The sequence below is a fragment of the Pseudomonas sp. SWRI50 genome (assembly GCF_014269095.1).
In the GTDB taxonomy this organism is placed as follows: Bacteria; Pseudomonadota; Gammaproteobacteria; order Pseudomonadales; family Pseudomonadaceae; genus Aquipseudomonas; species Aquipseudomonas kermanshahensis.
Map to the genome: position 1 here is coordinate 99,252 of NZ_JABWRW010000011.1, position 26,905 is coordinate 126,156.

Annotated in this window: 25 protein-coding genes and 1 riboswitch; of the genes, 12 read left to right on the forward strand and 13 right to left on the reverse strand. The window is 63.9% G+C overall.

What is annotated here, in order from left to right; all coding sequences use genetic code 11:
• Window positions 1-75 precede the first annotated feature (75 nt).
• The 3 genes from HU750_RS14040 (at window position 76) to HU750_RS14050 (ending at window position 2,914) form a co-directional block, all read left to right on the forward strand.
• Window positions 76-852, forward strand: coding sequence for an IclR family transcriptional regulator (locus tag HU750_RS14040; protein WP_186680558.1), 777 nt, complete (start codon window positions 76-78; stop codon window positions 850-852).
• Window positions 853-1,002: 150 nt separating this feature from the next.
• The gene (locus tag HU750_RS14045) at window positions 1,003-2,055 is read left to right on the forward strand and encodes a Gfo/Idh/MocA family protein (RefSeq protein WP_186680561.1); all 1,053 of its coding nucleotides are present in this window, start codon (window positions 1,003-1,005) and stop codon (window positions 2,053-2,055) included.
• 43 nt (window positions 2,056-2,098) lie between these two features.
• Window positions 2,099-2,914: a sugar phosphate isomerase/epimerase family protein gene (locus HU750_RS14050; RefSeq protein ID WP_186680564.1), complete on the forward strand. Its 816-nt coding sequence runs from the start codon at window positions 2,099-2,101 to the stop codon at window positions 2,912-2,914.
• A 326-nt stretch (window positions 2,915-3,240) separates the two neighbouring features.
• On the opposite strand, the gene HU750_RS14055 is transcribed toward HU750_RS14050, so the two are convergent.
• The 5 genes from HU750_RS14055 to HU750_RS14075 form a co-directional block, all read right to left on the reverse strand.
• Window positions 3,241-4,566: an MFS transporter gene (locus tag HU750_RS14055; protein WP_186680567.1), complete on the reverse strand. Its 1,326-nt coding sequence runs from the start codon at window positions 4,564-4,566 to the stop codon at window positions 3,241-3,243.
• Window positions 4,567-4,679: 113 nt separating this feature from the next.
• Window positions 4,680-6,410 (reverse strand): FAD-dependent oxidoreductase, encoded by a 1,731-nt coding sequence (locus tag HU750_RS14060; RefSeq protein ID WP_186680570.1) that lies wholly within the window; start codon window positions 6,408-6,410, stop codon window positions 4,680-4,682.
• 34 nt (window positions 6,411-6,444) lie between these two features.
• Window positions 6,445-6,765, reverse strand: coding sequence for an NIPSNAP family protein (locus tag HU750_RS14065; RefSeq protein ID WP_085273160.1), 321 nt, complete (start codon window positions 6,763-6,765; stop codon window positions 6,445-6,447).
• Window positions 6,750-8,483: an FAD-dependent oxidoreductase gene (locus HU750_RS14070; protein WP_186680574.1), complete on the reverse strand. Its 1,734-nt coding sequence runs from the start codon at window positions 8,481-8,483 to the stop codon at window positions 6,750-6,752. The genes HU750_RS14065 and HU750_RS14070 overlap by 16 nt, the downstream gene beginning before the upstream one ends.
• Window positions 8,484-8,486: 3 nt before the next feature.
• Window positions 8,487-9,296: a shikimate dehydrogenase family protein gene (locus HU750_RS14075; protein ID WP_186680578.1), complete on the reverse strand. Its 810-nt coding sequence runs from the start codon at window positions 9,294-9,296 to the stop codon at window positions 8,487-8,489.
• A 281-nt stretch (window positions 9,297-9,577) separates the two neighbouring features.
• Between HU750_RS14075 and HU750_RS14080 the strand changes: the two genes are divergently transcribed.
• The 3 genes from HU750_RS14080 to HU750_RS14090 all read left to right on the forward strand — a co-directional run bounded on the left by HU750_RS14080 (window position 9,578) and on the right by HU750_RS14090 (window position 11,453).
• Entirely contained in the window at window positions 9,578-10,348 is a 771-nt protein-coding gene (locus HU750_RS14080; protein ID WP_186680582.1) for an IclR family transcriptional regulator domain-containing protein, read from the forward strand.
• A gap of 156 nt (window positions 10,349-10,504) precedes the next feature.
• Window positions 10,505-10,864 (forward strand): RidA family protein, encoded by a 360-nt coding sequence (locus HU750_RS14085; protein WP_186680587.1) that lies wholly within the window; start codon window positions 10,505-10,507, stop codon window positions 10,862-10,864.
• Window positions 10,865-11,066: 202 nt separating this feature from the next.
• Window positions 11,067-11,453: an NUDIX domain-containing protein gene (locus HU750_RS14090; RefSeq protein WP_186680590.1), complete on the forward strand. Its 387-nt coding sequence runs from the start codon at window positions 11,067-11,069 to the stop codon at window positions 11,451-11,453.
• Between the two features lie 11 nt (window positions 11,454-11,464).
• Here HU750_RS14090 and HU750_RS14095 read toward each other — a convergent pair whose 3' ends face one another.
• From HU750_RS14095 to nikA, 6 genes are all read right to left on the reverse strand, one after another.
• Window positions 11,465-12,811, reverse strand: a complete 1,347-nt coding sequence (locus HU750_RS14095) for a cation:proton antiporter (RefSeq protein WP_186680593.1) — start codon at window positions 12,809-12,811, stop codon at window positions 11,465-11,467.
• Between the two features lie 72 nt (window positions 12,812-12,883).
• A complete protein-coding gene (gene nikE, locus HU750_RS14100) occupies window positions 12,884-13,741 on the reverse strand; it encodes a nickel import ATP-binding protein NikE (protein ID WP_186680596.1) in 858 nt (285 codons plus the stop codon).
• On the reverse strand, window positions 13,738-14,508 hold the full coding sequence (nikD, locus tag HU750_RS14105; protein WP_186680600.1) for a nickel import ATP-binding protein NikD: 771 nt from the start codon (window positions 14,506-14,508) through the stop codon (window positions 13,738-13,740). Before nikD ends, nikE begins: the two co-directional genes overlap by 4 nt.
• Window positions 14,509-15,354 (reverse strand): nickel ABC transporter permease subunit NikC, encoded by an 846-nt coding sequence (gene nikC, locus HU750_RS14110; protein ID WP_186680603.1) that lies wholly within the window; start codon window positions 15,352-15,354, stop codon window positions 14,509-14,511.
• Entirely contained in the window at window positions 15,351-16,292 is a 942-nt protein-coding gene (nikB, locus tag HU750_RS14115) for a nickel ABC transporter permease subunit NikB (RefSeq protein WP_186680605.1), read from the reverse strand. Before nikB ends, nikC begins: the two co-directional genes overlap by 4 nt.
• 1 nt (window position 16,293) lies before the next feature.
• Window positions 16,294-17,868 (reverse strand): nickel ABC transporter substrate-binding protein, encoded by a 1,575-nt coding sequence (gene nikA / locus HU750_RS14120; RefSeq protein WP_186680607.1) that lies wholly within the window; start codon window positions 17,866-17,868, stop codon window positions 16,294-16,296.
• A gap of 219 nt (window positions 17,869-18,087) precedes the next feature.
• A riboswitch (cobalamin riboswitch) is annotated at window positions 18,088-18,294 on the forward strand.
• 109 nt (window positions 18,295-18,403) lie between these two features.
• On the opposite strand from nikA, the gene HU750_RS14125 reads away from it, so the two are divergent.
• From HU750_RS14125 to HU750_RS14140, 4 genes are read left to right on the forward strand one after another with little or no spacing between them, the layout of a single operon-like run.
• Window positions 18,404-20,542, forward strand: coding sequence for a TonB-dependent receptor (locus HU750_RS14125; protein WP_186680609.1), 2,139 nt, complete (start codon window positions 18,404-18,406; stop codon window positions 20,540-20,542).
• 46 nt (window positions 20,543-20,588) lie between these two features.
• A complete protein-coding gene (locus HU750_RS14130) occupies window positions 20,589-21,374 on the forward strand; it encodes an ABC transporter ATP-binding protein (protein ID WP_186680612.1) in 786 nt (261 codons plus the stop codon).
• Window positions 21,371-22,339, forward strand: a complete 969-nt coding sequence (locus HU750_RS14135) for an ABC transporter substrate-binding protein (protein ID WP_186680614.1) — start codon at window positions 21,371-21,373, stop codon at window positions 22,337-22,339. Before HU750_RS14130 ends, HU750_RS14135 begins: the two co-directional genes overlap by 4 nt.
• Window positions 22,336-23,355 carry a FecCD family ABC transporter permease gene (locus tag HU750_RS14140; RefSeq protein WP_186680616.1) on the forward strand — a complete coding sequence of 340 codons (1,020 nt, stop codon included), beginning with the start codon at window positions 22,336-22,338 and terminating at the stop codon, window positions 23,353-23,355. The genes HU750_RS14135 and HU750_RS14140 overlap by 4 nt, the downstream gene beginning before the upstream one ends.
• Before the next feature lie 20 nt (window positions 23,356-23,375).
• Here the strand turns inward: HU750_RS14140 and HU750_RS14145 are convergent, their stop codons facing one another.
• The gene (locus tag HU750_RS14145; RefSeq protein ID WP_186680618.1) at window positions 23,376-24,281 is read right to left on the reverse strand and encodes an alpha/beta fold hydrolase; all 906 of its coding nucleotides are present in this window, start codon (window positions 24,279-24,281) and stop codon (window positions 23,376-23,378) included.
• Window positions 24,282-24,493: 212 nt separating this feature from the next.
• On the opposite strand from HU750_RS14145, the gene HU750_RS14150 reads away from it, so the two are divergent.
• Window positions 24,494-24,727 (forward strand): hypothetical protein, encoded by a 234-nt coding sequence (locus tag HU750_RS14150; protein ID WP_186680621.1) that lies wholly within the window; start codon window positions 24,494-24,496, stop codon window positions 24,725-24,727.
• A gap of 87 nt (window positions 24,728-24,814) precedes the next feature.
• On the opposite strand, the gene HU750_RS14155 is transcribed toward HU750_RS14150, so the two are convergent.
• Window positions 24,815-25,534 (reverse strand): tellurite resistance TerB family protein, encoded by a 720-nt coding sequence (locus tag HU750_RS14155; RefSeq protein ID WP_186680624.1) that lies wholly within the window; start codon window positions 25,532-25,534, stop codon window positions 24,815-24,817.
• Between the two features lie 196 nt (window positions 25,535-25,730).
• On the opposite strand from HU750_RS14155, the gene HU750_RS14160 reads away from it, so the two are divergent.
• Complete coding sequence (locus tag HU750_RS14160) at window positions 25,731-26,864, forward strand: aminotransferase class V-fold PLP-dependent enzyme (RefSeq protein ID WP_186680627.1); 1,134 nt, start codon at window positions 25,731-25,733, stop codon at window positions 26,862-26,864.
• Window positions 26,865-26,905: the final 41 nt, after the last annotated feature.

Genomic DNA, 26,905 nt, shown 5'->3' on the forward strand with positions numbered 1-26,905 from the left:
GCCCGCCTGCTGCGCCGATGGCAGTGGCTGTGGAATCATCTTCCAGAATTCATCCATTTTTCAGGGACCTTAGCCATGGCTGGTAGTCAGATCGAACGTGCCTTCAGTCTTGTAGAAAGCCTGACCGGCGAGCCTGAGGGCCTTGCCCTGCAGACGTTGGCCGAGCGCCTGGATATCCCCAAGAGCGCCACCCACCGCATGCTGGCCGAGCTGATCCGCCTGGGCTACGTGCGGCAGAACCGCGACAACAGCCGCTATCAGCTGTCTGCCAAGCTGGTGGCGATGGGCTTTCGCTACCTGTCCAGCAGTGGCGCCGACATCATTCAGCCGATTCTTGACCGCCTAGCCCAGGACAGCGGCGAGCTGGTGCGCCTGGGCGTGATCGAAGGCAGCCGCCAGACCTGGATCGCCAAGTCCCAGGGCGCGCGCTCCGGCTTGCGCTACGACCCCGACATGGGCCGCGATGCCCCGCTGTTCTACACCGCCTCCGGTCATGCCTGGCTGGCCAGCCTGAGCGACGACGAGGCGCTGCAGATGGTCTTGCGCCAAGGCATCGCCGACCCGGCACAGTTCGGCCCGAATGCGCCGCGCTCCACGGATGAACTGTTGAGCTACCTACAGCGCGCACGCGAGCGTGGCTATGCCTGGGTCGAGCAGACCTCGGCGGTGGGCACGTCGGCGTTGGCCGCCGTGGTGCGGCGTCCGCGCACTGACGAAGTGATCGGGGTGCTGAGCATCGCCGGCCCCAGTGCCCGGCTTTCCCAAGCGCGCCTACCTGAACTGGCGGCGCTCTTGTTGGCCGCAGTGGGCGAACTCTCGTCGGCCAGCCAGGCCAGTGAACTGTTTGCCTGAAGCGCTGCCTGTTCATTAGTGGTCGATAACCGCACAGTCTGTGCAGGCGGCGCTTCTGTAAAGCGGACCCGAGTTCTAAATTGTCGAGTATGAATTCTGGAACGCTGTTCCGTAATTTATGCCCGACAACAATGACAAGAGGACAGTCCGTTGAATGCACCGCTTCGTATCGCCCTGATTGGCGCCGGTATCATGGGTCGCCAGCACTACCAGCACCTGCGCCAGTTGCCGCAAGCGCAATTGTGCGCGGTGGCAGACCCCGGCCCGCAGGCTGAGGCTTTCGCCGCCGAATGCGGGGTGGCCTATTACGCCGATCACCGGCAGATGCTGGCCAGTGTCAAACCTGAGGCCGTGATCGTCGCCAACCCCAACAACCTGCACGTGGCCACCGCGCTCGATTGCATTGAAGCCGGCGTGCCAGTGTTAGTGGAAAAGCCTGTGGGCGTGCACCTGGACGAAGTCCGTGCGTTGGTCGAAGCGTCCAAGCGCTGTGGTGTGCCAGTGCTGGTCGGCCACCATCGTCGGCACAACCCGCTAATCGCCAGCGCGCGCGGCCTGATCGCCGAGGGTGCGCTGGGCAGGCTGATCAATGTCACTGCGCTGTGGCAGTTGCAGAAGCCCGACAGCTACTTCGACACCCCCTGGCGCCGCGAGCCGGGCGCCGGTTTTTTGCTGACCAACCTGATCCACGACCTCGACCTGCTGCGCTACCTGTGCGGCGAGGTCGTGCAGGTGCAGGCGTTCACCCGCAACGATGTGCGTGGGTATGCCAACGAAGACAGCGCCGCCGTGCTGCTGCAGTTCGCCAACGGGGCGCTGGGCAGCCTGACAGGTTCGGACGCGGTAGCTGCCCCTTGGAGCTGGGAGCTGACGTCCGGCGAGAGCCCGATCTACCCGCGTCAGGGTGGCCAGCCCTGCTACCTGCTGGCCGGCAGCCACGGCGCACTGAGCATTCCGCAGCTTAAGCACTGGCAGTACGGCGAAGCAGGCTCCGGCTGGCACACACCCTTGCTGCAAAGTGGCGCCGAAAAGCCAGCAGGTGAAGCGTTGACCTTGCAATTGCAGCACTTCATTCGCGTCGCCCGCGGTGAAGAGGCCCCCTTGACCGACGCTGCAGACGGCGGTCGCACGCTGGCCCTGGTCGAGGCGATCCGCCAGGCAGCCGAAAGCGGCCGGGCCTGCGCCCCCGAGACGATCGCCTGACGCGAGCCCCCTTCACACCTTTAATTGCCTTCAGGTAACGAACATGACTGACCGTATCTTTTCCCTTGCCGCGCTGACGGTGCTCGAGCTTTCGCCGCCAGCCATGGTGGAGGCCGCTGCCCGTGCCGGCTACAGCCACGTGGGCCTGCGTTTGGTGCCGGCTACCGCAGAGGAGCAGCACTTCCCGCTGGCGGCCGACGCTGACCTGCGCCGACAGACCCAAGCGCGCCTGCGCGAGACCGGCATCAAGGTACTCGACCTGGAAATCCTCCGCCTCAAGCCTGAAACCTGTGTTGCCGATTTCGAAGCCATTCTGGCGGTGGGTGCCGAGCTGGGCGGGACCGAACTGCTGGTGGCCGGTAACGACCCGGACGAGGCACGCCTCACGGAGCGCTTTGCCGAACTGTGCGACCTGGCGGCGGGCTATGGTATCCATCCGCACCTGGAGTTCATGCCCTGGACTGACGCTCGCGACCTGCGCCAGGCCATGCGTGTGGTTGCCAACGCTGACCGGGCAAACGGCTGCGTTCTGGTGGACGCATTCCATTTCAACCGCTCCGCTTCCTCACTCGACGACCTGGCCCACCTGGCACCGCAGCGCATGCGCTATGCGCAGCTGTGCGACGTGGCCGGCCCGGTGCCGGACGACATGGACGAGATCCTGCGCCAGGCCCGCAACGAACGGCGCTTCCCAGGTGATGGCGATGCTGATTTGATCGGCCTGTTGCGTGGCTTGCCGGCCACCGTACCGTTGAGCCTGGAGATTCCGACTCGGCAGTTGCTGGAGCAGGGCGTGAGTGGCGAGCAGCGTGCGCGGATGGCGCTGGAGAAAGCCAAGGCGGTATTGGCGCGGGTTTGAGCTTCAAGGGCCGCTGTGCGGCGCAGAGAACAAAGATCGAAAGCGAGTCCCCACTCCTGTGGGAGCCGGCTTGCCGGCGATGCAGGCGCCGCGGTGTATGGCACCGGCTTCGCCGGTGTTCGCGGGTAAACCCGCTCCCACAGGTCCCTGCTAAATCTATTCGGTATGTGTTGTTCTGTGAAAGCTGGCTTGCCAGGCAAGGGCTGCAAAGCAGCGCATGACAGTAAACCTCAAGGCCGGTCCAAGTTAGGGCAAAGGTCCAATGGCCTGTCTGCAGGCAAAAAAAGAGGCTCCGAAGAGCCCCATAGAGGAAACCTGAAAGGCCTTTACGCGGCCTCGATCCCACGCGGCGCCATGAAGTACATCCACACCAGGGCAATGAAGTACATCACCGGAATCATGGTGAACAGCACCGCATAATTGTTGTGGGTGACCGTCAGCACGCTGCCGACGATCTGTGTCATGAACATGCCGCCGATGGCCGCGCACATGCTGCCAAAGCCGAACACCGTGCTCACCAGATGCTTGGGCGTGTAGTCCATGACCAGGCTCCAGATGTTCGCGGTCCAGGCCTGGTGCGCGCCGACCGCCACGGCGATGGCAAGCACCGCGACCCACAGGCCACTGGCGTGGGCAGCGAAGACCACGCTGACGATGGTGCAGGCAAAGATCAGCATCGAGATCAACCGGGCACGGGTGGCGCGCATGCCGCGGCCGATCAGCCAGGACGACAGAATGCCGCCGCCGATGCTGCCGAAGTCTGCGGTCAGCCAGATCAGGATCAACGGGATGCCCATCTGAGTGACGCTGATGCCCAGGTCGTACTGCTGGTTGAGAAACGGCGGCAGCCAGTACAGGTAAAACCAGAACACCGGCGCCGTGATCGAGTAGGCCACGGCAAAGGCCCAGGTGCCGCGCTGGCGCAGGATGCGGCTGAACGGCACCGGTTTGGCTTCGGGCTCCACGTCTTGCTGGATATAGTCCAGCTCGCTCTGGCGAACGTGCGGGTGCGCCTCAGGGTTGAAATACTTCAAACCCCACAACACCACCCAGACCAGGCCAAGGCTACCCATGGCGATGAACGCGGCCTGCCAGCCCCAGGCGGCGAGAATCAGCGGCAGCAGCGCCGGGGTGACCATGGCGCCGACGTTGGTGCCGGCGTTGAACAGGCCGGTGGCAATGGCGCGCTCGCCGGCGGGGAACCACAGGCGTGTGGTCTTTACACACGCCGGGTAGTTAGCCGCCTCGGTCAGGCCCAGAATGAAGCGGCAGACCATAAAGCCCGCTGCCGAGGTCGCCAGGCCATGGGCGCCGGTGGCCAGGCTCCACAGCAGTACGGCGCCGAAGAAGGCGTGTTTTACCCCGACTTTGTCGATCAGCCGGCCCTGCAGCACAAAGCCGATGGCATAGCCGACTTGGAACCAAAAGTTGATGTTGGCGTAGTCCATCGCCGTCCAGCCCATGTCCTTAGCGAGAACGGGCTGCATGATGCCGAGGGCGGCACGGTCGATGTAGTTCAGGGTGGTGGCGAAGAACACCAGGGCAAGCATGCCCCAGCGGGTCTTGCCGACGGCGAAGGCGCCGCGCACCTTGTCGCCGATGGATCCATGGGCGAGGCGGGGGCTGGCAGTGTCGAACTTGGAAGGGGTCATGTGAAGTCGTTTCTTGAAATTGTTTTGAACGGCAATGCGTCTGAAACGCGGTTTTGCCCAGGGCAAGGCTGGGCGCGCAAGGTCATTTATGGTGAGCAGTGAAGGGGGGAGCGTCAATTCAAAGATGGGGCTACTGTTCGATGATCGAACAAAAGTGACGCGGCATCTTCTGGCTGATTGCACAGTGCCATGCCTGCCAGGTAACCGAAGGTCATCCCAGGGCCAAGGGTGATACCGCCGCTGGGGTAGTGCCCGCCCATGATGCTGTGCATGTCGTTGCCGACCGCGAACAGGCCAGGTATTGGGCACTGCAGGCTGTCCATTACCTGAGCCGAAGCATCCGTGTGCAGGCCGGCGAAAGTGCCGAGGCTGCCCGGCAGCAGTTTTACCGCATGAAAGGGGCCGTGCAGCAGCGGCCGCAACGACGGATTGGGCACGTGCAACGGGTCGCCCTGCGCGCGGTTGTAGAGTGAGGCGCCACGCTGGAAGTCCGGATCCGTGCCATGCGCCGCATGGTGGTTGAAACGCGCCACGGTGCGCTGCAGGTGCGTTGCGTCGATCCCGCAGCGTGCGGCCAGTTGCGCCAGGGTAGGGCCGCTGAACAGGTAGCCACGGCGCTCATAGAAGCCGGCAGGGAAGGGGAACGGCTTGGCCCAGCCGATGCCATAGCGACGTTGCGCGACGTGGTCGCAGATCAACCAGGCCTCGGGCTCCTCACCGGGTGGCGTAGAGCTGAACAGCGCATTCATGAAGGCGTGGTAGCTGTCGGCCTCGTTGACGAACCGTCGACCGTCTCGGCGCACGGCAATGAATCCCGGCTTGGCGCGGTCGATCAGGTGCGGGAAGTGGCCGAGGCTGCCGTCGCTTCGCGGCACCAGTGAGACCGGCGCCCAGGCCCCGGCGTGGGCCGCCGTGGTGGCGACCTGTGCGCCGACCTCTTCGCCTAACCGCAGGCCGTCGCCACTGTTCTGTGGCGGCGCTGCGGAGTAATGGCGATCGCCCTCAGGGGCATGGGGTATCAGCTGGGCGATGCGCTGGCGGTCATGGGGGAACCCCCCGCAGGCCAGCACGACACCGCGTCGCGTACGGATCACCTGGCCATCGCTGAACTGCACGCCTGTGATACGCCCATCCCTCAGCAAGCCTGTGGCCTGCCGGTCATGCAACAGCGTCACGCCCAGGTCGAGGGCACTGCGCAGCAGGCGCGCCACCAACGCGTTGCCGTTGACCAGTTGCAGGCCGCGACGGTGCAGCAGCAAGTCGCGCCCATGGCGCAGCAGGCGTTTGCCCACGTGCCAGGCCGCCTTGGGTGAGCGGCTGGCGTTGAAGAAGGCGGCCATGTCTGCGCCACCGGCGATGCCCATGCCGGCCAGGCTGACGATATCCAGAGGTGGCCGTAGCCGGTGGATCCAGTGCCCGAGCAGGCGCCCGTCGAACGGCTGCGCACACAGGGATCGCCCGCCACGCGCACTGCCATCCCCCTCATGCATGTCGGGCATTTTCGTCCCGGACTGGAACTGCACGGCGGTATGTCGCTGGAAGAACGCCACCATCTCCGGTCCATGGCGCAAAAACGCCTGCTGGCGTGGGTCCAGTTTGGCGACGTGGGTCTGTGCGCGCAGGTAGCGTTCTGGCGCATCGTCGGCTTCGACGATGCCTTCGGCGATCGCCAGCGGGTTGCGGGGTATCCATAACCAGCCCCCCGACCAGGCGCTGGTACCGCCGAACTGGCTGGCCTTTTCCGCGACGATCACCTTAAGGCCGTGATGGGCGGCGGTTACTGCGGCAGCCAGGCCAGAGGCGCCGGAGCCGAGGACAAGTACGTCACATTCCAGGGGTTGCATGGAGGGGCTCCGGTCAGGTTGGAGGGGCAGTCAGTTACTGCAGCGGCGAAAAGCCGGTTGGCCGCATCAACCGCGACTGCAACCGTAACACTGCGCCCAGCTCGCGATTGCGCTGCGAGAACTCCGCCCAGCGCGGGTCCGCCGCCATCGCCGCGCGGCGCTGCATGCGGTCGTCGAGGCTGGTGTAGGCCCACAGGTGCACCACTTGGTTGACCTCGCCGAATTCACTGGTAAAGAAACCGACCAGCTTGCCCAGGTGCTCGCTCTGCACCGCCAGCGCGTGGCTTTGGTACAGGGCCAGCCAGTCGGCCATCTTCAGTGGGTCGAGGGTGTAGGTTCTCAGTTCGTAGTACATGCGTTTGTCTCCATAGGGTGGGCCTGCGCCTGCAGGCGGTTGGCAATATGGCTGGCGGCGATCCAGCCGAAGGTGAGGGCAGGGCCAAGGGTGATGCCTGGCCCGGGGTAGGTGCCGTTCATCAATGAGTTCATGTCGTTGCCCGTTGCATAAAGGCCGGCAACCGGCGTGCCGGCGCGGTTGAGCACGTTGGCATGAGCGTCGGTCACCAGGCCGCGTGCCGAGCCCAGGTCGCCGGTGTGGAGCTGGATGGCGTAGAACGGCGCCTTGACCAGGGGCGCGAGGCAGGGGTTGGGCGTGTGATGCGGGTCGCCCATGTAGCGGTTGTAGCTGTTGCCGCCTTTGTCGAATGCGCGGTCGATGCCGTTGCGGGCGTCGGCGTTGAAGCGCTCCAGCGTCGCCTGCAATGCCTGAGGGTCGACGCCGATGGCCTCGGCCAGGGCGCGGGGTGTGTCGGCGCGGTACAGGTAGCCGGCGTCGATCAGTGCCGCGTTGTTCACAGGTTTCGGGCGTGCCAGGCCCAGGCCGTAGCGGTTCATGGCCTCGGCGTCGCAGATCAGCCAGCAGGTGGTGAGGTTGCTGGCGAACATGGTCTGCACGAAGTGATGGTAGGAGTTCGACTCGTTGACGAAGCGCTGCCCGGCCGGGTTGATCGCGATCACCCCCGGTTTGGCACGGTCGGTGACCAGGTGCGGGAAGCGTTCGCGCTCACCATTGGCATGGCGCAACTCGGAAACGGGGGCCCAGAAGAAGTTGGCGGCCAGCCCCTCGCCGTGGGCAGCATCCACCGCTTCACCCAGGTGCAGCGCGGCGCCGTCATTGGTTGGCGGCGACATGGTCAGGTGCGGTGCATTAACGCCTGGGCGGTAGGCGGCAGCCAGTTCACCGGCTGCGAAGCCGCCCATGGCGCAGACCACGCCACCCCGCGCACGCACCTGCACGCGCCGGCCTTCATGCTGCACCACCACGCCGGTCACCGCGCCGTGCTCGACGATCAGCGCCTTAGCCTCGCTGCGCAGCCACAGTTGCGTGCCGTGGGCAAATGCCGTGGTGGCCAGGCGTGCAATCAGCGCATTGCCGGTGGTCAGGCGGGTGCCACGGTGGTGGCGAAGGCGGTCCAACGCATAGCGTGCCATCAGCTTCAGGCAATGCCACAGGGAGCGTGGTGATTTGCGCAGGCCAAGAAAATGCTGGATATCCACGCGGTTGACCATCATCCCGCCGAACAACAGCATGCCCGGCGGTGGCATTTTCAGGTCTTTGAAGCGCGGGCCGAGGCGGCGGCCGTCGTACTCGACCATTTCCAGTGCTCGGCCGAACTGGGTGGCGCCGGGCTCATCCGGGTAATAATCCGGCGAGTGCGGGCGCAGGGCATAGCGCAGTTCGGTGTGGCGCTCCAGCCAGCGCAGCGCTTCATGCCCGCGTGCAATGAAGGCGTCTACCAGCGGTGCGTTGTAGCCGGCACCAATCACGGTTTTCAGGTAGGTGCGCATGGCTTCGGGGGAGTCTTTGGCGCCGGCTGCACGGGCTTGATCGGTGCCATACACCCACGCCGCACCGCCGGAGATCGCCGACGTGCCGCCGAAAGTGTCGGCTTTCTCCACGACCAGTACTTTCAGGCCAAGGCTGGCAGCTGTGGCGGCGGCGGCAAAGCCCCCGGCACCACTGCCGAGGACCACCAAGTCGTACACCGGTTGCGCGTGTTCGGTAGTGGCCATGGCTCAGATCTCCAGCGGGGTGACGCCCATGAAGGCGCCGAGGTGGCCGAGTTGGGCGAAGGCCATCTGCGGGCCAGTCTGGACCGCACAGCCCCGGTCGCGTGCCTGCTGCAACAGCGGGGTGATTTCTGGCGAGGTGACCACGTCGGCAACCAACGTGGAGGGTTGCAGGGTTGTCAGCATCGGCGCCGGCAGCGGCAACTCATTGGTGCTGCCCATGCCGACCGGCGACGCGTTGACCACCAGGTCGAACGCTTCCAGCGAGCGGTAGTGGGTGGCGATTTCGAGACTGGGGAAGGCCGTGCCGAGTACTTCGCAAAGCGCCCCAACGCGGGTAGCGCTGGGGTCGCTGAGGATGATCTGGCGCACCCCCGCTTCGCCCAGTGCATAGGCAATTGCACTGCCCACCCCACCACAACCAATCACCAGCGCGCGTTTGCCTGCCGGTTGAAAGCCCTGTTTGCGTGCGGCGCCAAGAAAGCCTGCGCCGTCGACATTGTCGCCGAGCAGGCGGCCGTCACTGTGGCGGCGCACCACGTTGACCGAACCCAGTGCGGCGGCGCGTGCGCTGAGGCCGTCCAGGCGTGCGGCCAGTGCCTGTTTGTAAGGCACGGTGACCACGCATCCGCGTAGGTTCTGCCAGCCGCGCAGGCTGCCGACAAAGGCTTCCAGCGCAGTCTCTTGCAGGTCGATGGGGAGCATTGCCAGGTCGCAGCCGTTGCTGGCGAACCAGGTGTTGAAGTTTTCAGGCGATTTCACCTGGGCGATGGGTGAACCGACGATAGCGACCAGTTCTGTCGAACCCCGAATCATGCTGACCTCCGTGCTTGCTGTTGTTGTGCAGCAAGGGTGACCGGGTACAGGGCGCGGGGAAATGCGCTTGTCGGGCGGGTAGTGCGATAATCGCAGTCAGGTAGCGATTATTGGCGGGTAATACCAAAAAATGTCCGTCAGAAACACGCTCCCTCACTGTAGGAGCAGCCTTGTGCTGCGAAGAGGCCAGTAAAAACAGCGAAGATCGAGGGTGTTGCCACCGGCCTCTTCGCAGCACAAGGCTGCTCCTACCCGGGCTCGCGCATCACTGGAGAACCCCCATGGACAAACCCGATATCCACCCCCGCGACCTGATCGCGGGCTTGCAGAAAGGCCTGGCATTGATGCAGCTGTTCAGCGTCGATCAGCCACGCCTGACCGTGCCGCAGGCAGCCAGGCAATCGGGCCTTACCCCCAGTGCCGCGCGCCGCTTCCTGTTGACGTTGGTACACGAAGGCTTTGCCGACACCGACAGCCGCCAGTACTGGCTCACGCCCAAGACGTTGCGTATCGGCCAGGCCTACGTGGACTCGGCGCAGTTGCCGCGCATGCTGCGGCCCATCGTCGAGCAGGTGGCGCGGCAGACCCAGGAGCATGTCTCGGTCGGCACCCGTGACGGCGATGAAATCATCCACCTGGTGCGCAGCCGCTACAGCCACATCGCCTCGTTGTCGATCAGGCCCGGGTCGCGGGTGCCGATGTACTGCACCGCCGGCGGGCGAATCTGGCTGGCGGCACTGGAAGAGGCCGCGCTCAATGACTACTTCTCACGCAACCCGCTCCGTCCGCTCACGCCCTATACCCAGACTGAGCGGGTACTGTTGGAAGCTGAGCTGCAGCGCGTGCGCCAGCAGGGCTACTGCATCGTCGACCAGGAATACGAAATCGGCATGCGGGTGCTGGGGGTACCGCTCCTGGACCGTAGCGGCCTGCTGAAGGCGACCCTGACGATCACCACCCACGCCTCGCGGTTGAGCGTTGACGAGATACGGCTGCGCTACCTGCCACCGCTCTACGAGGCGCAGGCGTTGTTGAAGCCGGTGGTGGGCTGATTGTTGCGCTGTCAGCCAGCGGGCTACAGCTTGAACGTCAATTGTGGATAATGGGCCTAGCTGACGAGACTTATCGTCCCCGTCATATGCAGCAATCGCCTACGCTATGCTTCACAGCGTTTTTTTATATATAACAACAAGATAAGGATATTTCAGATGACGATCGAACGCCTGCACACTGACGCTCGCATGAGCCTTGTGGTCAAGCACCAAGGCACCGTGTACCTGTCCGGTGAGGTTGCCAACGATTTTGCGGGCGATGTGCAGCAGCAAACCCGTGAAACCTTGCAGAACATCGAGCGACTGCTCGACCAGGCCGGCACAGACAAGACACGGATTTTGTCCGCAACCCTTTACCTCAAAGACATCGATGCCGACTTCGCGGGCATGAATCAGGTGTGGGACCAGTGGTTGCCGCACGGGTGTGCGCCAGCGCGTGCGACAGTGCAAGCCAAATTGTATGACCCCGCCGTGCTGGTCGAAATTTCGATTATCGCAGCGCTCCCTGACGCGTAACGGCGTGCTCACAACCCAGCGCTAAGTGCAGCGCTGGCCCACAGCGCTGGACAATCTTCTACTGCCGAACGGAACTACCGCCCAGGCCACGCTTTCTCAAGGCTTGTTGCCTGCTTTCAAAGTGGCGCGATATTCGCATCCAAGTGAATAACGCTAGCCGCTTGCGAGCGCAGGGCGTTGTGTCGGGAAGCAGGAGGTAGACATGTCTGACAGGAGCAGCCTCAGGAGCAGAGCGACGGTGCTGTGCTTTCGCAGTGGCAAAATACTCCTGGTGCGTAGAAAGGCCGGGAAATGGGGCTTTCCGGGGGGCGGTGTGGGCACGAATGAGGCACCGTTGCACGCCGCCAGCCGAGAGCTGAAAGAGGAAACAGGGATTTGCCGTGAGCGCCTGGTGGCGCTGTGCACGCTGCAAGTCGGTAACACCCTCCATTACATTTTTACCCTTCAGCTGGACGATCAGGATAAACCGGTCCCGAAGAATGAGATCGTCGCTTGCAAGTGGATTGAGCGCGATGCACTGAATGCCTCCCTCCTAAAGCCCGCCGCTGCGGCACTGTTGCGTAGCGAACTGCCGGCGCTGTGTGCTTGACCCGAGTCACGCTAGCCGTCACGGCGTTTTCGGCCTGCTTCATAACGCGACAGAAGAGGCTGCACGCTTAACCCATGTACGACAATGCTCAGCGCCACTACCGACAGTGTGAGGTTGGTGATGGCCGCGGCATCGCTGGCGCTCAGGCCGTGGTTTACCGAGTAGAACAGGTAGTAAAGGCTGCCGATACCACGTATGCCGAACCAGCCCAGCATGCCGCGCTGGCGAAGGTCCAGCAGGCCACGCCCTGGGATGATCAGCGTACTCAATGGCCGAATGAACACGAACAGCGCCGCGCCTACGGTCAGTGCGCGCCAGTCCCAGTGCTCGATCAACACGACACCGAGCAAGGTCACCAGAAACACCTCCATCGCCCGCTCCACAAGCCCACCAAACGAGAGCATGTCGCCCAGCATGATGCCAGCTGCGACCTGGGTGTCTTCCAGCGCGGCTATATCGCCTTTGACCGCGTGCTCCGGGGCGACATGCTGGTGGCCGACCACAGGCTGCACAAGGTGTTCTGCAGGCGCTTGTGGGGTGGGGCTGGCGTGTACTTCGGCCTGTCGCAGGCCCAGCCCGGCAGCGAACACGGCGAGAAACCCATAGCCATGGATCAGGTCGGCGACCACATAAGCCATCGCGATCAGCGCCAGCGCCAGGTAGTCGTTGGGCGAGAGGGTGCTGTCCTCGTGCCGGGTGCGCAGGTACAGGGTCAGGTGCCCTAGGCCGCGCCCCATCCAGTAGCCACTGAGCAAGCCGGCGGGCACCGCCCACAGCACGTCTTGCCACAGCCAGTCAGTCAGCCATTGGCTGCCTGCTGCGCCCTGCACAAGCAGCAAGCCCAGGATGACGAACGGAAAGGCGACTCCATCGTTGAGCCCTGCCTCACCCGACAGGCTGAAGCGCACGCGGTCGTAGTCCTGCGCGTCATTGACCTGGACCAAGGTGGCCAGCACCGGATCGGTCGGGGCAAGGATGGCGCCAATCAACACCGACACCCCCCAGCCCAGGTTCAGGCCGTAATGCAGCACCAAGCTGACCCCGGCGATGCAAGCCAGCATGACCGGCCCAGCCAGGAAAACCGCCACCCGCCAGCTGCGGCTGCTCAGCGGCAGGCGCAGCTTGAGGCCGCTGACGAACAGCGAAAACAGCACGGCGACCTCGGTCAGGTGCTCCATCCAGCCGTGCGCATCGGGCAGCTCGAGTTGCAGCAAGCCGAGGCCACCGGGGCCCAGCGCGACGCCCAGGGCCAGGCACACGACCGAGGTCGTGACCGGGATCCAGCGCAGGTAAGAGGAGGTCAACGCCAGCAGCAACAAGACTGCGCCGAGCATGGCCACCCAGACGATGAAGCTCATGTGCGCAGTGCCTCCACGGCGTCGGGCTCTGGGGCTGGCGCAGGCAGGCAGCTTTGCTAGCCACCGACTGGGTCAGACACTCAGTCTAGTCGTCGCCCGAACTGACGCAGGTGACAAGGCGGCCGGCGACCCTGCCTCAGGCTCGCGCATTGTTGGCCGCACCGGCAGTACTGCGGCCTGTAGCTGCTTGCCAACGGCGTGATCGAACGAAAGCCTACCGTCTATCTGACGCTCCTCGATGATACGCCCGGCGTCCAACACGACCACCCGCTGGCAGAAGTAGCGCACCAGGCTCAGGTCATGGGTGATCAGCAAGAACGCGGTGCCGTGCTCGCGTCGAAGTGCATCCAGGCGCTGCAGCAGTTGCAGTTGCAACACCCGGTCCAGGTTTGACAAGGCCTCGTCCAGTATCACCAGTTTGGGTGAGATGGCCAGCGCGCGGGCGATATTGGCGCGCTGCAGCTGGCCGCCACTGAATTGGTGCGGCAGGCGCTCGGCATGCTCGCTGCGCAGGCCCATGTGCTCTAGTAGCTCCACGGTACGGGCGTTGCGTGCAGCTTCGTCCAGCTCGCTCAGGTGACGCAACGGCTCGGCAATGCTCCAGCCGATGCTGCGTTGCGGGTTGAACGCGCTGGGCGCGTCCTGGAGTACCAACTGAACGGCGCGCAAGAAAGCACGGGCCTCACCGCCGCGCAGTCGGCTGACCTCTTGGCCGGCAAATGTCACCTGGCCACACGCGGGTTTCTCCAGGCCCAGCAGTAACCGGGCAAGCGTGCTCTTGCCGCTGCCGCTGCTGCCGAGCAGGCCGAGCGACTCACCGGGCTGCAGCTCAAGCTCAATGCCGTCGAGCACCTGCAGCCAGCCGCGTCTGCTCAGTAGCCCTCCGGAACGGTAGCCATGCCCGAGTTGGTTAACGTGCAGCAGGCTCATGGCTGGCTCCCGTTTAGTAGCTGATGGGCTTCAAGCAGGGTGCGGGCGGTGGCGCTGGCTGGTTGATCTAACAGGCCATGCACTGTTTGCCGCTCGACGACGCGCCCCGCTTCCATCACCGCGACATGGTCGGCGCAGCGGGCAACCACCCCCATGTCATGGGTCACCAGCAGCACGCCAAGCTTGTGCTGTTGCACCAGTTTCATGAGCAGGTCGAGAAAGCGCGCCTGGCTCACGGCGTCGAGGTCGCTGGTGGGCTCGTCCGCCAGCAGAAAGGGGCTTTCGGCCATGAGCGCAAGGGCGATCATCATACGCTGCAACATGCCACCGCTGAGCTGGAACGCGAACGACTGCAGGACCCGACTGCGGTCATCCAACCCCACGGCCTCCAGGCATTCATCCATCCGCGTACGTGCAGCGCTGCCGACGACCCCTCGCAGTTTCAGGGTTTCCTGGGCATGGCTAGCCATGTTGCGCACAGGGTTGAATGCACTGCGTGGGTTCTGCAGGATCAGGCTGGCAAGTTGCCCACGCACCTGATCGGCCGCCAATGGCTTGCCATCGTGCAGCAACTGGCCGCGTGTACGGCGCAGGCCTGGCGGCAGTACGTCAAGCAAGCCCAGGCAACTGAGCGATTTGCCCGATCCGCTGTGACCGACCAGGGCACAGACTTCACCGCGGCGCAGTTGCAGGTCTACGTCGTCCACCAACACGCCAGCACGCCCTTCGATACACAGGCCTTTGAGCTGTAACGTCGACACGGGCATTCAATGAGCCTCCTGGGTTGGGTCCAAGCGATCACGCAACGCATCGCCCAGCAGGTTGAACGCCATTACCGAGAAGAAGATCATCATCCCGGGCAACAGCAGCAGTTGCGGCTGGGTCCAGATGAACTCCTTGGCATCGTTGATCATCACCCCCCATTCGGCACTGGGCGGGGTGACGCCAAGGCCGAGGAAGGACAGCCCCGAGACATGCAGCATCATGTGCCCGATGTCCATCGTGGCCAGCACCAGCAACGGGCCTGCAATGTTCGGCAGCACATGCTGGCGCAGCCGCGCCCAACGTGAGGCACCGGCCAGGCGTGATGCCATCACGTATTCGCGGCCGCGTTGGGCGATGACCATGCCGCGCACCATGCGCGCATACCATGCCCAGTGCGACAGGGCGATGGCAATGATCACGTTGCTCAGGCCAGTACCCAGCAGGGTGACGAAGAAAAACGCCAGCACCAGCGTGGGGAAGGTCATGAACATGTCGCACAGGCGCATCAGCAGCAGGTCGACCTTGCCACCGACAAACCCGGACACCCCGCCCACCAGCAAGCCCAGAAACAGCACCAGCGCCAGTGTCAGCACTACGCTGCCCAGCGACAGCCGTGTGCCGACGATCAACCGGGACAGCACGTCGCGGCCAAGGTGGTCGGTGCCCAGCCAGTGGCTGCTGTCCGGTGGCATCAGGCGTCGGCCGAGGTCGACCAGGTCCGGGTCGTGCGGGGCAAGCCATTGGCCAAACACGGCCAACATGCAGAGCACGCTGACCAGTACCAGCCCTGCAATCAGGTTGGCCTGGCCGGCCAGCGTAGCGCGACGGAAGATGGCCAGTACACTCATGCGTCGACCCCATCAAGACGGCTGCGAGGGTCGAGCCAGGCATAACAGACATCCACCACCAGATTGCAGACCATCAGCAGGCCTGTCAGCAGCAGGGTGAAGCACTGCATGACCGGAAAGTCGCGGTTGAGCACCGCCGACACCGCGAAGCGGCCGACGCCGGGCCAGGCGAAGATGGTCTCGATTACCAGTGCCCCGCCGATCAATTCCCCAATGTGCATACCGGTGGCCGTGACGAAGGGTAGCCAGGCGTTGCGCAGCACGTGGTCACGCCATACCCGGCGCTCGGGCAGCCCGCGGGCACGGGCGTAGGTAACATAACGCTGGCCGCTGGCCTCCAGCAGGCTTGCCCGCAGCAGGCGGGCGTTGATCGACATCGACATCAGGGCAATCGCCAGTACCGGCATCACCAGATGCCCGGCACTGCCGCGTCCCAGTGGCGGTAGCCAGCCCAGCCAAAGGGAAAACAGCGCAATCAGCAGAAACGCCAACCAGAAGTTGGGCATCGAGACACCCAGGAACGTCACCGCGCGGACGGCGTGATCGGGCCAGCGCCCTTGCCAGCGCGCAGCCACCAGGCCAAGCGGAATCGACAGCAGCAGGGTGCAGGCCAGGGCCAGGCCGCCCAGTTGCAAGGTGGCGGGCAGGTAGTAAAGGAGATCGTCGAGCACCGGCCGCCCCGTGAGGTATGAAATACCGAAGTCCAGCTGCACGGCCTTCCCGAGCCAGGTCAGGTACTGCTCAAACAACGGCCGGTCGAGGCCCAAGGTATGGCGGACTTCGGCAATGGCCGCGTCAGTCGGCGGGATGTGCGACAGGCGAAGGTAGTCCAGGGCCGGGTCGGTGCTGCCCAGGTGCAGCAGCACGAAGACCAGCAGTGAAACCCCGAGCATTACCGGTACCAGCAGTGCCAGCCGCAGCAGGATATAGCGCAGCATGTCAGTCTCCCTGCTTCGGTGTCATGGCTTCGAACGGCACGTCGAACAGCGTGCTGCCGAATTGCACATGGGCAACGGAGTCGCGGCGAACACTGATGGCGGTAAGGTAGGAAATCGGCAGGTACACGGCTTGCTCATGCAAGGAGGTGAGGATGAACCGGTACTGTTCGGCGCGTTGCTGCGCGTCGGTACTTGCCAGTACCTGGCCAATGCGTCGGTCCAGTTCGTCCTTGATCGCCAAACCGCGCTGTGCCATGTAGTCGGCATGGCCGGCATAGCGCATGGAGCTGACAAAAGAGTGCGGGTCGTAGGGCGCTCCCCAGGTGTCGGCGAAGATCATGCCGAAGTCGCCATCGCGCTGGCGCCGGACCAGCCCACCTTCTTCGACCGCGCGCAATTCGATGCGCATGCCGACGTTAGCCAGCTCGCCTTGCAGCACTTCGGCCAGGCTCTTCTGCAGTGCGCTGGTGCCGAGGAACACCAGTTCGATCGACAGCGGTTCACCGGCCTTGCTACGTACCGTTGCGCCTGCCGTCAGGGTCCAGCCGGCAGCGTCAAGTTCGCGGGCGGCTTGGGCAGGGTCGTAGGCGTAGGGTTTCAGGCCGATGTCGGCATAGGGCATGTTGCTGGCGAACAGGGTATCGGCACGGGGCTCGAGGCCATACAGAATCTTGTCGATGATGGCCTGCTTGTTCACCGCTTGGTTGATCGCTTGACGCACGGCCAGGTCACGGGTGGCGCCATGCCCGGTGTTCATCGCCAGGGTGCGGGTAGCCAGCGGTGCCGAGAGGGCGGTGGCGAAGCCTTGGTCGCGCAGGCGCACGAACGTGCCGGCGGTAATCTCGCCGGCGGCCCCTTGAATCAGCTCGAGCTCGCCGGCCTGCAGGGCCATCGCGCGGCTGTTGGGATCAGGGATGACGTTTACCAGTACCTCGCCATAGGCCGGCTTTGTGCCCCAGTAAAAGGGGTTGCGGGCAAAGCGGTCATACTCGCCCAAGCGCGATTCGACGCGCATCCATGGGCCGGTGCCGGCGGGTTCGCCAGGTTTGGCCTGTGGGGACCCGAAGCGCAGCGGGCGCACTTGGGCCAGTTCCATCAGCGTTGGGTAGTACGGGTGCTTGAGCACCAGGCGCAAGGTCAGCCGGTCAGGGGCCTCGATGTGGTCGAGGGTGGTGACCAGCTCCATCCAGCGATGGCGTTGGCTATTGGCAAGGACGGCATCCAGGTTGGCCTTGGCAGCTGCAGCGTCGAATGGCGTGCCGTCACTGAAGCGCACGCCATCTCGCAAGGTGAAGGTGTAGGTCTTGCCATCGTCGGAGACTTGCCAAGCCTGTGCCAACCACGGCTCTACAGTGCCCGCCGAGTTGTAACGCACCAGCGGTTCATACACCATGGCCTGGGCGTACATCTGATTGGGCGAGTAGCCGCGTGGGTCGAGTGGGCCTGCGTTAACGGGCCAGGAATACACCAGCGTCGGGCTTTGTTGGGGTGTGCTGTCTGCGTGTGCGCAGAGGCTCGCGGCGACCATGAGAATGCCCCAGAGGGCGGGCTTTCGTTTAGCTGACTGCTGCTTCACACGGGGTCCCCACTTCGACGGAGGCGTAAGGCTAAAGAGTGGTGGGAATGATGTCCATGCAAAAACTTCTTACTGAACGTTACAAAATGCCGCGCCAGAAAAGGCAGTAGAAAGCCCTGGCGATGATTGAACCGTGACGCGTTCGCCCAGGGCCTGAAGTGGCGAGCTCAGGCGACCTGTTTGCCACAAGCCGGTTGACGCAGCGGCCTTTTGATGGTCATCTGCGCGCCTGTTTCAGGTGCCCCCTGCCGCCGTGCATGGGGTGAAACGGGAAGCCGGTTCGTCATCGTTCGATGATCAGTCCGGCGCTGCCCCCGCAACGGTATGCGAGCGAAGCATTCAAGACACCACTGTGCCCTGGCATGGGAAGGTGAAGGCTTCATGACCCTCGCGAGCCCGGAGACCGGCCTGAAGCATCGTTTGGCAAACCCGCGGTGGGCGGGCGCAGGCCGGTTTCCGTGGGCGTGCTCGTCCGCGATTCCTCTTTGCGTTGTTCCCTCCGGGATTCTTTCATTCCTGCTTCAAGTGGAACGACATGTCCCGTTATTCGCTGTTCAGTTCTCTGCCAGGTACGCTGCTGCACGCCAGCCTGGTGCCCTGTGTGTTTCTCTCTGTTGCCGCCCACGCCGCCGAGGCGGACAACGCCTTGGCGCTACCGGCCACGGACATTACCGGCACGGCCGAGCACAACCCTCAGCCCGGCCTGCATACCCCAGGCACCAGTGGTTCGCGGCTTGGCCTGACGCCGCTGGAAACCCCGGCCAGCGTGACCAGTATCAGTGCCGAGCAAATCCTCACGCGCAACAATGCCACGGTGCAGGACGCAGTCACCCGTTCACCCGGCATCACCTTCATCGGCACCCCTGGCAACGGCGGCACGGCCTTGTCGGCCCGCGGCTTCACCGGGCACAGCTCGACCATGCAGTTGTACGACGGTACCCGGCTTTACGTGGGCGCCGGCACCGTGACCTTCCCGGTCGATACCTGGTCGGTCGAGCGCATCGATGTGCTGCGCGGCCCGGCCTCGGTGCTGTACGGGGAGGGCGCTACCGGTGCGGTGGTCAACGTCGTGCCGAAGAAGCCCTTTGAAGGCGAAATCCGCAATCACCTGCGCCTGGGCTACGGCTCGGATGACCGTCGGCAGATGGCCCTGGACAGCGGCGGCTCGCTGACCGACACCTTGAGCTACCGCCTGAACCTCAACAAGCTGGCCAGCAACGGCTGGGTCGATCGGGGCGATTCGCAGAGCCTCGCCATCAGCGGCGCGCTGCGCTGGCAGCCCAGCGATGAACTGAGCTTCACCCTCAGCCACGACTACGGAGACCAAGACCCGCAGCAGTACATGGGGACGCCGTTGGTGGACGGGCATTACCGCGAGTCGCTGCGCGATCACAACTACAACGTCGACAACGCCGAAGTGCATTACAACGACCAGTCGACGCGGCTGGTCACCGACTGGGTGATCAACGACAACCTCACCGCCAGCAACCAGCTGTACTTCCTCAAGGCCCAGCGCCGCTGGCGCAACGCCGAGACCTACACCTGGCTGCCAGGCGACCAGGTGCGGCGCAGCAGCTTCATCAGCATCAAGCAGACCCAGGAACAGCTCGGCGATCGCCAGTCGTTCACCCTGCAACACCCACTGTTCGGCCTGGACAGCCAGACCGTGGTGGGCGCCGACTACAACACGATCCGTTTCGTGCGCAAGCACGACTTCGGCAACACCCTGACCGATACCGTGCCGTTGTCCGGTTCCGGTGGGGGCGAGTACATCAGCGACGACCCTTACCGCTCGCGCGAGGCCAACCAGGCCAAGCAATTCTCGCTGTTCGCCGAAAACCGCACGCAACTCACCGAGCGCCTGTCGTTGATCACCGGTGCACGCCGCGACCAGGTGCACCTGAACCGCGACGACCTGGATGCCGATACCCGCACCGATCGCAGCTTGTCTGGCGACAACTGGCGCGCCGGCCTGGTGTTCGCGCTGACCGAGGACCTGTCGGTTTATGGCCAGTACGCCACCAGTACCGAAGGTGTGAGCAACCTGCTCACCCTCAACGCCGCGCAGCAGCAATGGGACCTGAGCACCGCCAAACAGACCGAAGCCGGCATCAAGCACAGGCTGCCTGACGGGCGAGGCGAGTGGACGCTGGCGGCGTATCACATCGTCAAGAAAAAGCTGCTGAGCACCGACCCGCTCAACCCCACGCTGCAACAGCAGGTCGGCCAACAGTCGTCGGACGGTATCGAGGCCACCCTCGAACTGCGCCTGCCATACGACGTGCAGCTGTCGGCCAACGCCGCCTGGGTGCGCGCGGAGTATGACGAGTTTGCCAGTGGCGCCAACGACTACTCCGGCAACCAGCCGATCAACGTGCCGCGCCGCTCCGCCAACCTGTGGTTGAGCAAAGACTTCGGCCAACGCTTCAGTGCCGGCGCCGGGGCGCGCTATGTCGACAGCCGCTACGCCGACAACGCCAACACCGTCGAGGTGCCCAGCTACACCGTGGTTGACGCCAACATCGACTGGCACGTGCAACCGGACCTGACCCTGGGCCTGCAGTTGAACAACCTGTTCGACCGCCAGTACGTCACCACCACGGGTAACAACGGCCGGCAGTGGTACCTGGGCGAACCGCGTTCGTTCTTCGTCACGGCTGACTACAGCTTCTGAGCCTGTCGCACCGGCCCCTGGCCGGTGCTTCCTGGAGGTGATGCCCATGACGCAACTGCACATCGAGGCCCTGGACTGGGCCCTGCTTGAACGGGGACAGCCGCCGCGCCCGCTGCTGCAGGGAGTGGAACTGCGGGTGGAACAGGGCGAGTTCGTCGGCTTGATCGGCCCCAATGGCAGCGGCAAGACCAGCCTGCTGCGGTGCGCCTACCGCGCCAACGAACCTGCCGAGGGCCGTGTGCGCCTTGGCGGTGATGACCTTTGGCAACGCAGCGCACGCTGGAGCGCACAACGCATCGCGGTGGTGCTGCAGGAGTTTCCCGACGCGTTTGGCTTGAGCGTTGGCGACATCGTTGCGATGGGGCGCGCACCGCACAAGGGCTTGTTCGACGGCGACACGGCCGAGGACGCCCGGCAAGTGGCCCAGGCACTGGCGCAAGTTGGCCTTGCCGGCGAGGGCGAACGGGCCTTTGCCAGCCTGTCTGGCGGCGAGAAACAGCGCGTGCTGCTGGCCCGGGCGCTGGTGCAGACGCCACAGCTGCTGCTACTCGACGAGCCAACCAACCACCTCGACCCACGCTACCAGCTGGAGCTGCTTCAGCACCTGCGTGGCCTGGGCCTGAGCATTCTGGCCAGCCTCCACGACCTCAACCTGGCGGCTGCGTTTTGCGATCGGCTGTACGTCATCGACGGCGGGCGCATCGTCGCCTGTGGTACGCCACAGCAGGTGCTGACCCCCGCGCTGCTGCTGCAGGTATTCGGCGTCGAGGCGCTGGTCGACCCGCATCCCCTGCATCCCTACCCACGCATTACCTGGATCACTCGACCATGACCGTCCGCTACCTGATTGGCCTGCTGGCACTGCTGACCGCGCTGCCGGCGATGGCCAGCGATTTCCCCCTGAGCGTGCGCAGCTGTGACCGCAACATAACGTTCACCCAGCCACCGCAGCGGGTCGTGGTGCACGACGTGAACATGACCGCCATGCTGCTGCACCTGGGACTGGGCGAGCACATCATCGGCTACACCGGCTTCACTGCCAGCAAGCACCGCGACCCGTGGGTGGATGCAGCGCTGCAGGGCGTACCACCGCTGGCCAGCCGTTACCCCGCCATCGAAACCTTGCTGGCGGCTGAAACCGACCTGTTCTTTGCCGGCTGGAACTACGGCATGCAGGTCGGTGGGCCAGTCACGCCCAGCACCCTCGCGCCGTTCGGTATCCCGGTGTACGAGCTGAGCGAGTCGTGTTCGTGGGTCATGGCCCAGCAACGGGCCAGCCTGGATGACGTTTATCGCGACCTGGGCAATCTAGGCCGGATTTTTTCCGTCGAGCCCCAGGCCGACGCCTTGATCGCGAACATGCGCACGCGCATCGGTGACGTGCAGCGCCGGGTCGAACACGCGCAGCCTGCACCCCGTGTGTTTCTGTACGACAGTGGCGAAGACCGCCCGACCACCTCGGGAAGGCTGGGCGTACCCCAGGCTTTGATCGAGGCGGCAGGCGGTCGTAATGTGATGGAAGACGTGTCTGCCAGTTGGACCCAGGTTAACTGGGAGAGTGTGGTGGAGCGCGACCCGCAAGTCATCCTGATCGTCGACTATGGCCCTAGCACCTGGCAGCAGAAGCGCGATTTCTTGCTGCGCCAGCCGGCGTTGAAAGACGTGCAGGCGATTCGTGAGCAGCGCTTCATTGTGCTGACTTACCTGGAGGTAACGCCCGCTGTCGAGAACGCCCGGGCCATCGAGAAGCTGGCTGCTGCCCTGCATCCGCAGCTGTTCCAAGGTGCCGTTCAATGAGGGTCGGGCACAGCCCTGTGGCCTACCGGTGGTTGATCGTGATGCTGACAGCATTGTTGCTGGTGTCGTGCCTGATCGCCCTGGCATTCGGCCCCGCATCGGTACCGCTGGGCCACGTGGCCGGGATCGTCGGCCAGCAACTGGGCATCGCCGGGTCAGGCGAGTGGTCCCAGAGCCAGGCGCAGATCGTCTGGCTGATTCGCGCCCCCCGGGTTTTACTGGGGGCCTTGGTGGGGGCAGGCTTGGCGCTGGTCGGCACGGCGTTGCAGGCCGTAACCCGCAACCCCCTGGCAGACCCGCACCTGCTGGGCGTCAGCTCCGGCGCGGCGTTGGGGGCGGTGTTGGTGATGCTCTACCTCGGCGAATTCATCGGCGCCTTCAGCCTGCCGTTGGCGGCGTTCATGGGCGCGGCGGCGAGCATGCTGCTGGTGATCGCGGTGGCGCGGCGCCATGGCCGCATGGAAAGCGACCGCCTGCTGCTGGCGGGCGTCGCCGTGTCGTTCGTGTTGATGGCCGTGGTCAACCTGCTGCTGTACACGGGCGATCAGCACGCCGCCGCCTCGGTGGTGTTCTGGATGCTGGGAGGCTTGGGGGCGGCGCGTTGGCATGTCCTCTGGTTGCCGGCGCTTTGCGTGGTGCTGGGGCTGGTTGCCTTGCAGGTCATGGGGCGCGGGCTGAATGCGCTGATGAGCGGTGAGCAGACCGCAGTGAGCCTGGGTTTCAGCGGCCGACGCCTGCGCCTGCAGGTGTTCACCTGCACCTCGTTGCTGACCGGTGTACTGGTGTCGCTCTCCGGTGCCATCGGCTTCGTCGGCTTGATGGTGCCGCACATGGCGCGGGCGCTGGTGGGTGCGGAAAACCGCCGGCTGATGCCGATGAGCGCACTGCTGGGGGGGATTTTCCTGGTCTGGGTAGACGTGGCTGCACGCACCCTGATCGCCCCGCAAGACCTGCCGATCGGCATTGCGACCGCGGCGCTTGGCGGGCTGTTTTTCATTGCCCTGCTCAAGCGCTGAACGGCGGTGGCAAGCGCCCGCTAGGGCTGCAGGAAATCAGTGACCACGTTGGCGAACGCTTCTGGCTGGTCGAGCATGACGAAGTGGAAGCTATCGTCAATGCGCGTGAAGTTGATGTGCGGAGTGTTGGCATAGGCGTTGCGAAAGGTCGCCTCGACATTGGCCGCGGGGATGCCGTACACCGGGTCATAGGCATAGACGACCTCGACCGGCACCTGGATGCGATCAAGCTCTGGGCGCAGGTCGGTGGTCATCAGTTCGTAAGTGGCTTGCGCCGTGGTCTGCCGATCCGAGCTTGTCGCCGCCGCAAGCAGCGCAGGCCGGGCTGCTTCGCTTTTTACCAGGCGGGCAACGGATACACGCTGCAGGGCTTCAGCCTGCTCAGGCGTTGACGCCAGCAGCGAATCGCGGAATGCAGCCGCCTGCGGTTCGGCTGTCTCGCGGGTTGCGAAAGGGTTCATGAGCAGTGTGTAGAAGGGCAGGGCGTCGACGACCATCAGCCGCGCGACCTGATCGGGGTGACGCGCGCCGAGCATCAGCGCCACCTCACCACCCAACGAGTGACCAATGATGACCGGGGCCTTGAGGTGCTGGGTGCGGATGTAGTCAGCGATGGCCTCGGCCGTCGGCGCCACGACTTCTCCACGCGAGTCGGACACCGCAGGTGCGCCGGCGAAACCTGCGACCTGTACTAGATGAAGGCGGTGGCTGCGCTGCAAGCGGGTGGCCAGATCACGCCAGACCTCGCGGGAAGACGCCAAACCTGGGATCAAGATCACATCTGGGCCGCTGCCTTCGACCGTTACCGAAATGCGGTCTTTGTTCACCTGTGCGGGCGTCACAGGTGCCGGCTGGGTGGCCGATGCCGGGGCTGACAGCAACGTGAACGCGGCGCCGAATGCCGCGAGGAGGGTGCGTGTACGCATGACATTTTCCTTTTGTCGTTCGCCGTCCGCTAGCGCCAACGGGTTGAAACCGCTGAAGGATACCATCCAGCCTGTCTAATTCGCCTGCGGTGGCTATCTGATTCGAAGCGTCTGTACGGTAGCGCACAGACCGCTTGCGCCATTGCGTACAGGCTTTAACGGTCTGCATCCCAGGTGCAGCCGCTGTGAGGTTTCACTCAAGGCGAACGGATATGGCGGATAAATACGTTGGGAAAAAAGTCGGGGTGGGTACGGATAATGTGGTCTACGTGATCAACATTTATCAGGATGAGACCGTTGAGCGCTCGCCCAATGGAATGATTCGGCATGAAGGTCCGGTGCATTTTGAAATGCAATCCGGTGGGGCGGTGCGGCAGATATCGGAATCCGAGTACGAAATCGCTAGCACGGGCGTGAGGGTCAGTGTGCAGGAAGGTGACAGCTAAACAGCACAACCTCACAGGCTGTTTACGCTCGGGACCATACCTGCGCGGGCTTCAGGTTAATGAAATCGCGCAGGCATCTCAGCCCGGTCAGGCGGCTCCCTTGGCCTGTTGTTCCAGGTGCACCTGCAAGGTCGGGTCGATTTGCAGAGCGCTGGCCAGTTCATCAAGGTAGGCCCGCTCTGCGGCCTGCTGGTGATCCACCAGCATCACACTGGCCAGGTACATCTCCGCGGCCATGGCCGGGTCCTGTGCCGACTGTGCCACTTCGGCAGCGTCGAGGGGTTTGCTGACTTCGTCATCCAGCCATTGCTGCAGTTGCGGGTCGCCGGTGTGGCGTTTGATTTCTGCGTAGATCAACTGTTCTTCTTGCTCGTCGATGCGCCCATCAGCCTTGGCTGCCGCAATCAGCGCGCGCAAGATTGCATGGCTGTGGCCCTCGGCCTCGAGGCCGGACAATTGATCGACAGTACGCACGGCCTGTTGCGGGGCTGCTGCCTGGCTGCGCTGCCAGCTTTGATAGGCCTGGAACGCCATCATGCCCAGCGACGCCAGGGCCGCGTAATTGGTGCCACCCGTGGCGCGCCCCTGGCTAACGCCGCCAGCGCTGCCGCCACCCCGCAACAGGCCGCCCAGTAGACCGCCAAGGCCACCACCGCCACCCGCGGCGCTGCCGCCGTTAAGCAGACCACCCAGCAAGCCGCCTAAACCGCCCAGGCCATCTTGTGATGACAGGCCGCCGCTGCCTTGTTGCGCTTGCGAGCCTTGCCCGGCCCGAAGTAACTGTTCGAGAAGATCACTGGTGTTCATGGCCCCGCCCTCGGTCGGTAGTCGTTGACCAGACATGCAACGATAGCCCCCTCAAGGCGATTCGCCATGACCGTTTGGCCGACGGCTAAGCGTTACTTAGCCAGGTTTGCCCCGAGCTACCCCGATCAATCTTCTCATTTGCCAAGGCTTAGGACTGGGTCCATACCAATGACATCTCTGCCAAAGGAGTCACCGCATGTCAAAGCTCTATCCAAGTATTGATCCTGAGGGGCTGGTTGAGTATTCGGTGGTCTACACCGACCGCTCGCTCAATCATATGTCGCAGGCATTTCAAGGCGTGATGAAGAACATTTCCAGCACCCTGAAACAGGTCTATAACGCCCAGGCTGTTGCAGTAGTGCCGGGTAGCGGTACATTCGGCATGGAATCGGTCGCGCGACAGTTTGCCACCGGCCAGCAGTGCCTGGTGATCCGCAACGGTTGGTTCAGTTATCGCTGGAGCCAGATCCTTGAGATGGGCAACATTCCGGCGGCTACCACGGTGCTCAAAGCCCGACCGATCGACTCGGGTCGCCAGCCAGCCTACGCGCCCCCGCCTCTGGACGAAGTGTTGGCGACCATTGAGGCGCACAAGCCGCAGCTTGTCTTTGCACCACACGTTGAAACGTCATCCGGGATTATCCTGCCCGACGATTACTTGCGGGCCATTGGCGACGCTGTGCATGCAGTGGGGGGGCTGTTCGTACTGGACTGCATCGCCTCAGGCACGCTTTGGGTGGATATGGACAAGTGCGCAGTCGACCTGCTGATCAGCGCACCGCAGAAAGGTTGGAGCGCCTCCCCGTGCTGCGCGCTGGTGATGCTCAGTGCTTTGGCCCTCGAACGCATCGAGCAGACGCAAAGCAGCAGCTTTGCCTGCGACCTGAAAAAGTGGCTTCAGATCATGCAGGCATACGAACAGGGCGGACATGCTTACCACGCGACCATGCCCAGCGATTCTCTCGCGCGATTCAACGACGTGATGAACGAGATGCAAGCCTACGGTTTCGACAAGGTGCGCGGTGAACAACAGGCGCTGGGCGATCAAGTCCGCGCCATGTTGACCGGCAGAGGCATCAAAAGCGTGGCCGCAGCCGGCTTTCAGGCCCCGGGTGTAGTGGTGAGCTACACCGATGATCCCGACATCAAGAACGGTAAGAAATTTGCAGAACACGGCCTACAGATAGCCGCCGGAGTGCCGTTGCAATGTGATGAACCGGCCGACTTCCAGACCTTCCGTATCGGTCTGTTCGGGCTCGAAAAACTGCGCAATATCGAGCGCACGGTCAGCACCCTTGAACGGGCGCTGGACGAAGTGATGGTGAACTGAGCCCTGCTTTTGACTGCAGCGGCTACGGCTGTCAGCTAGGA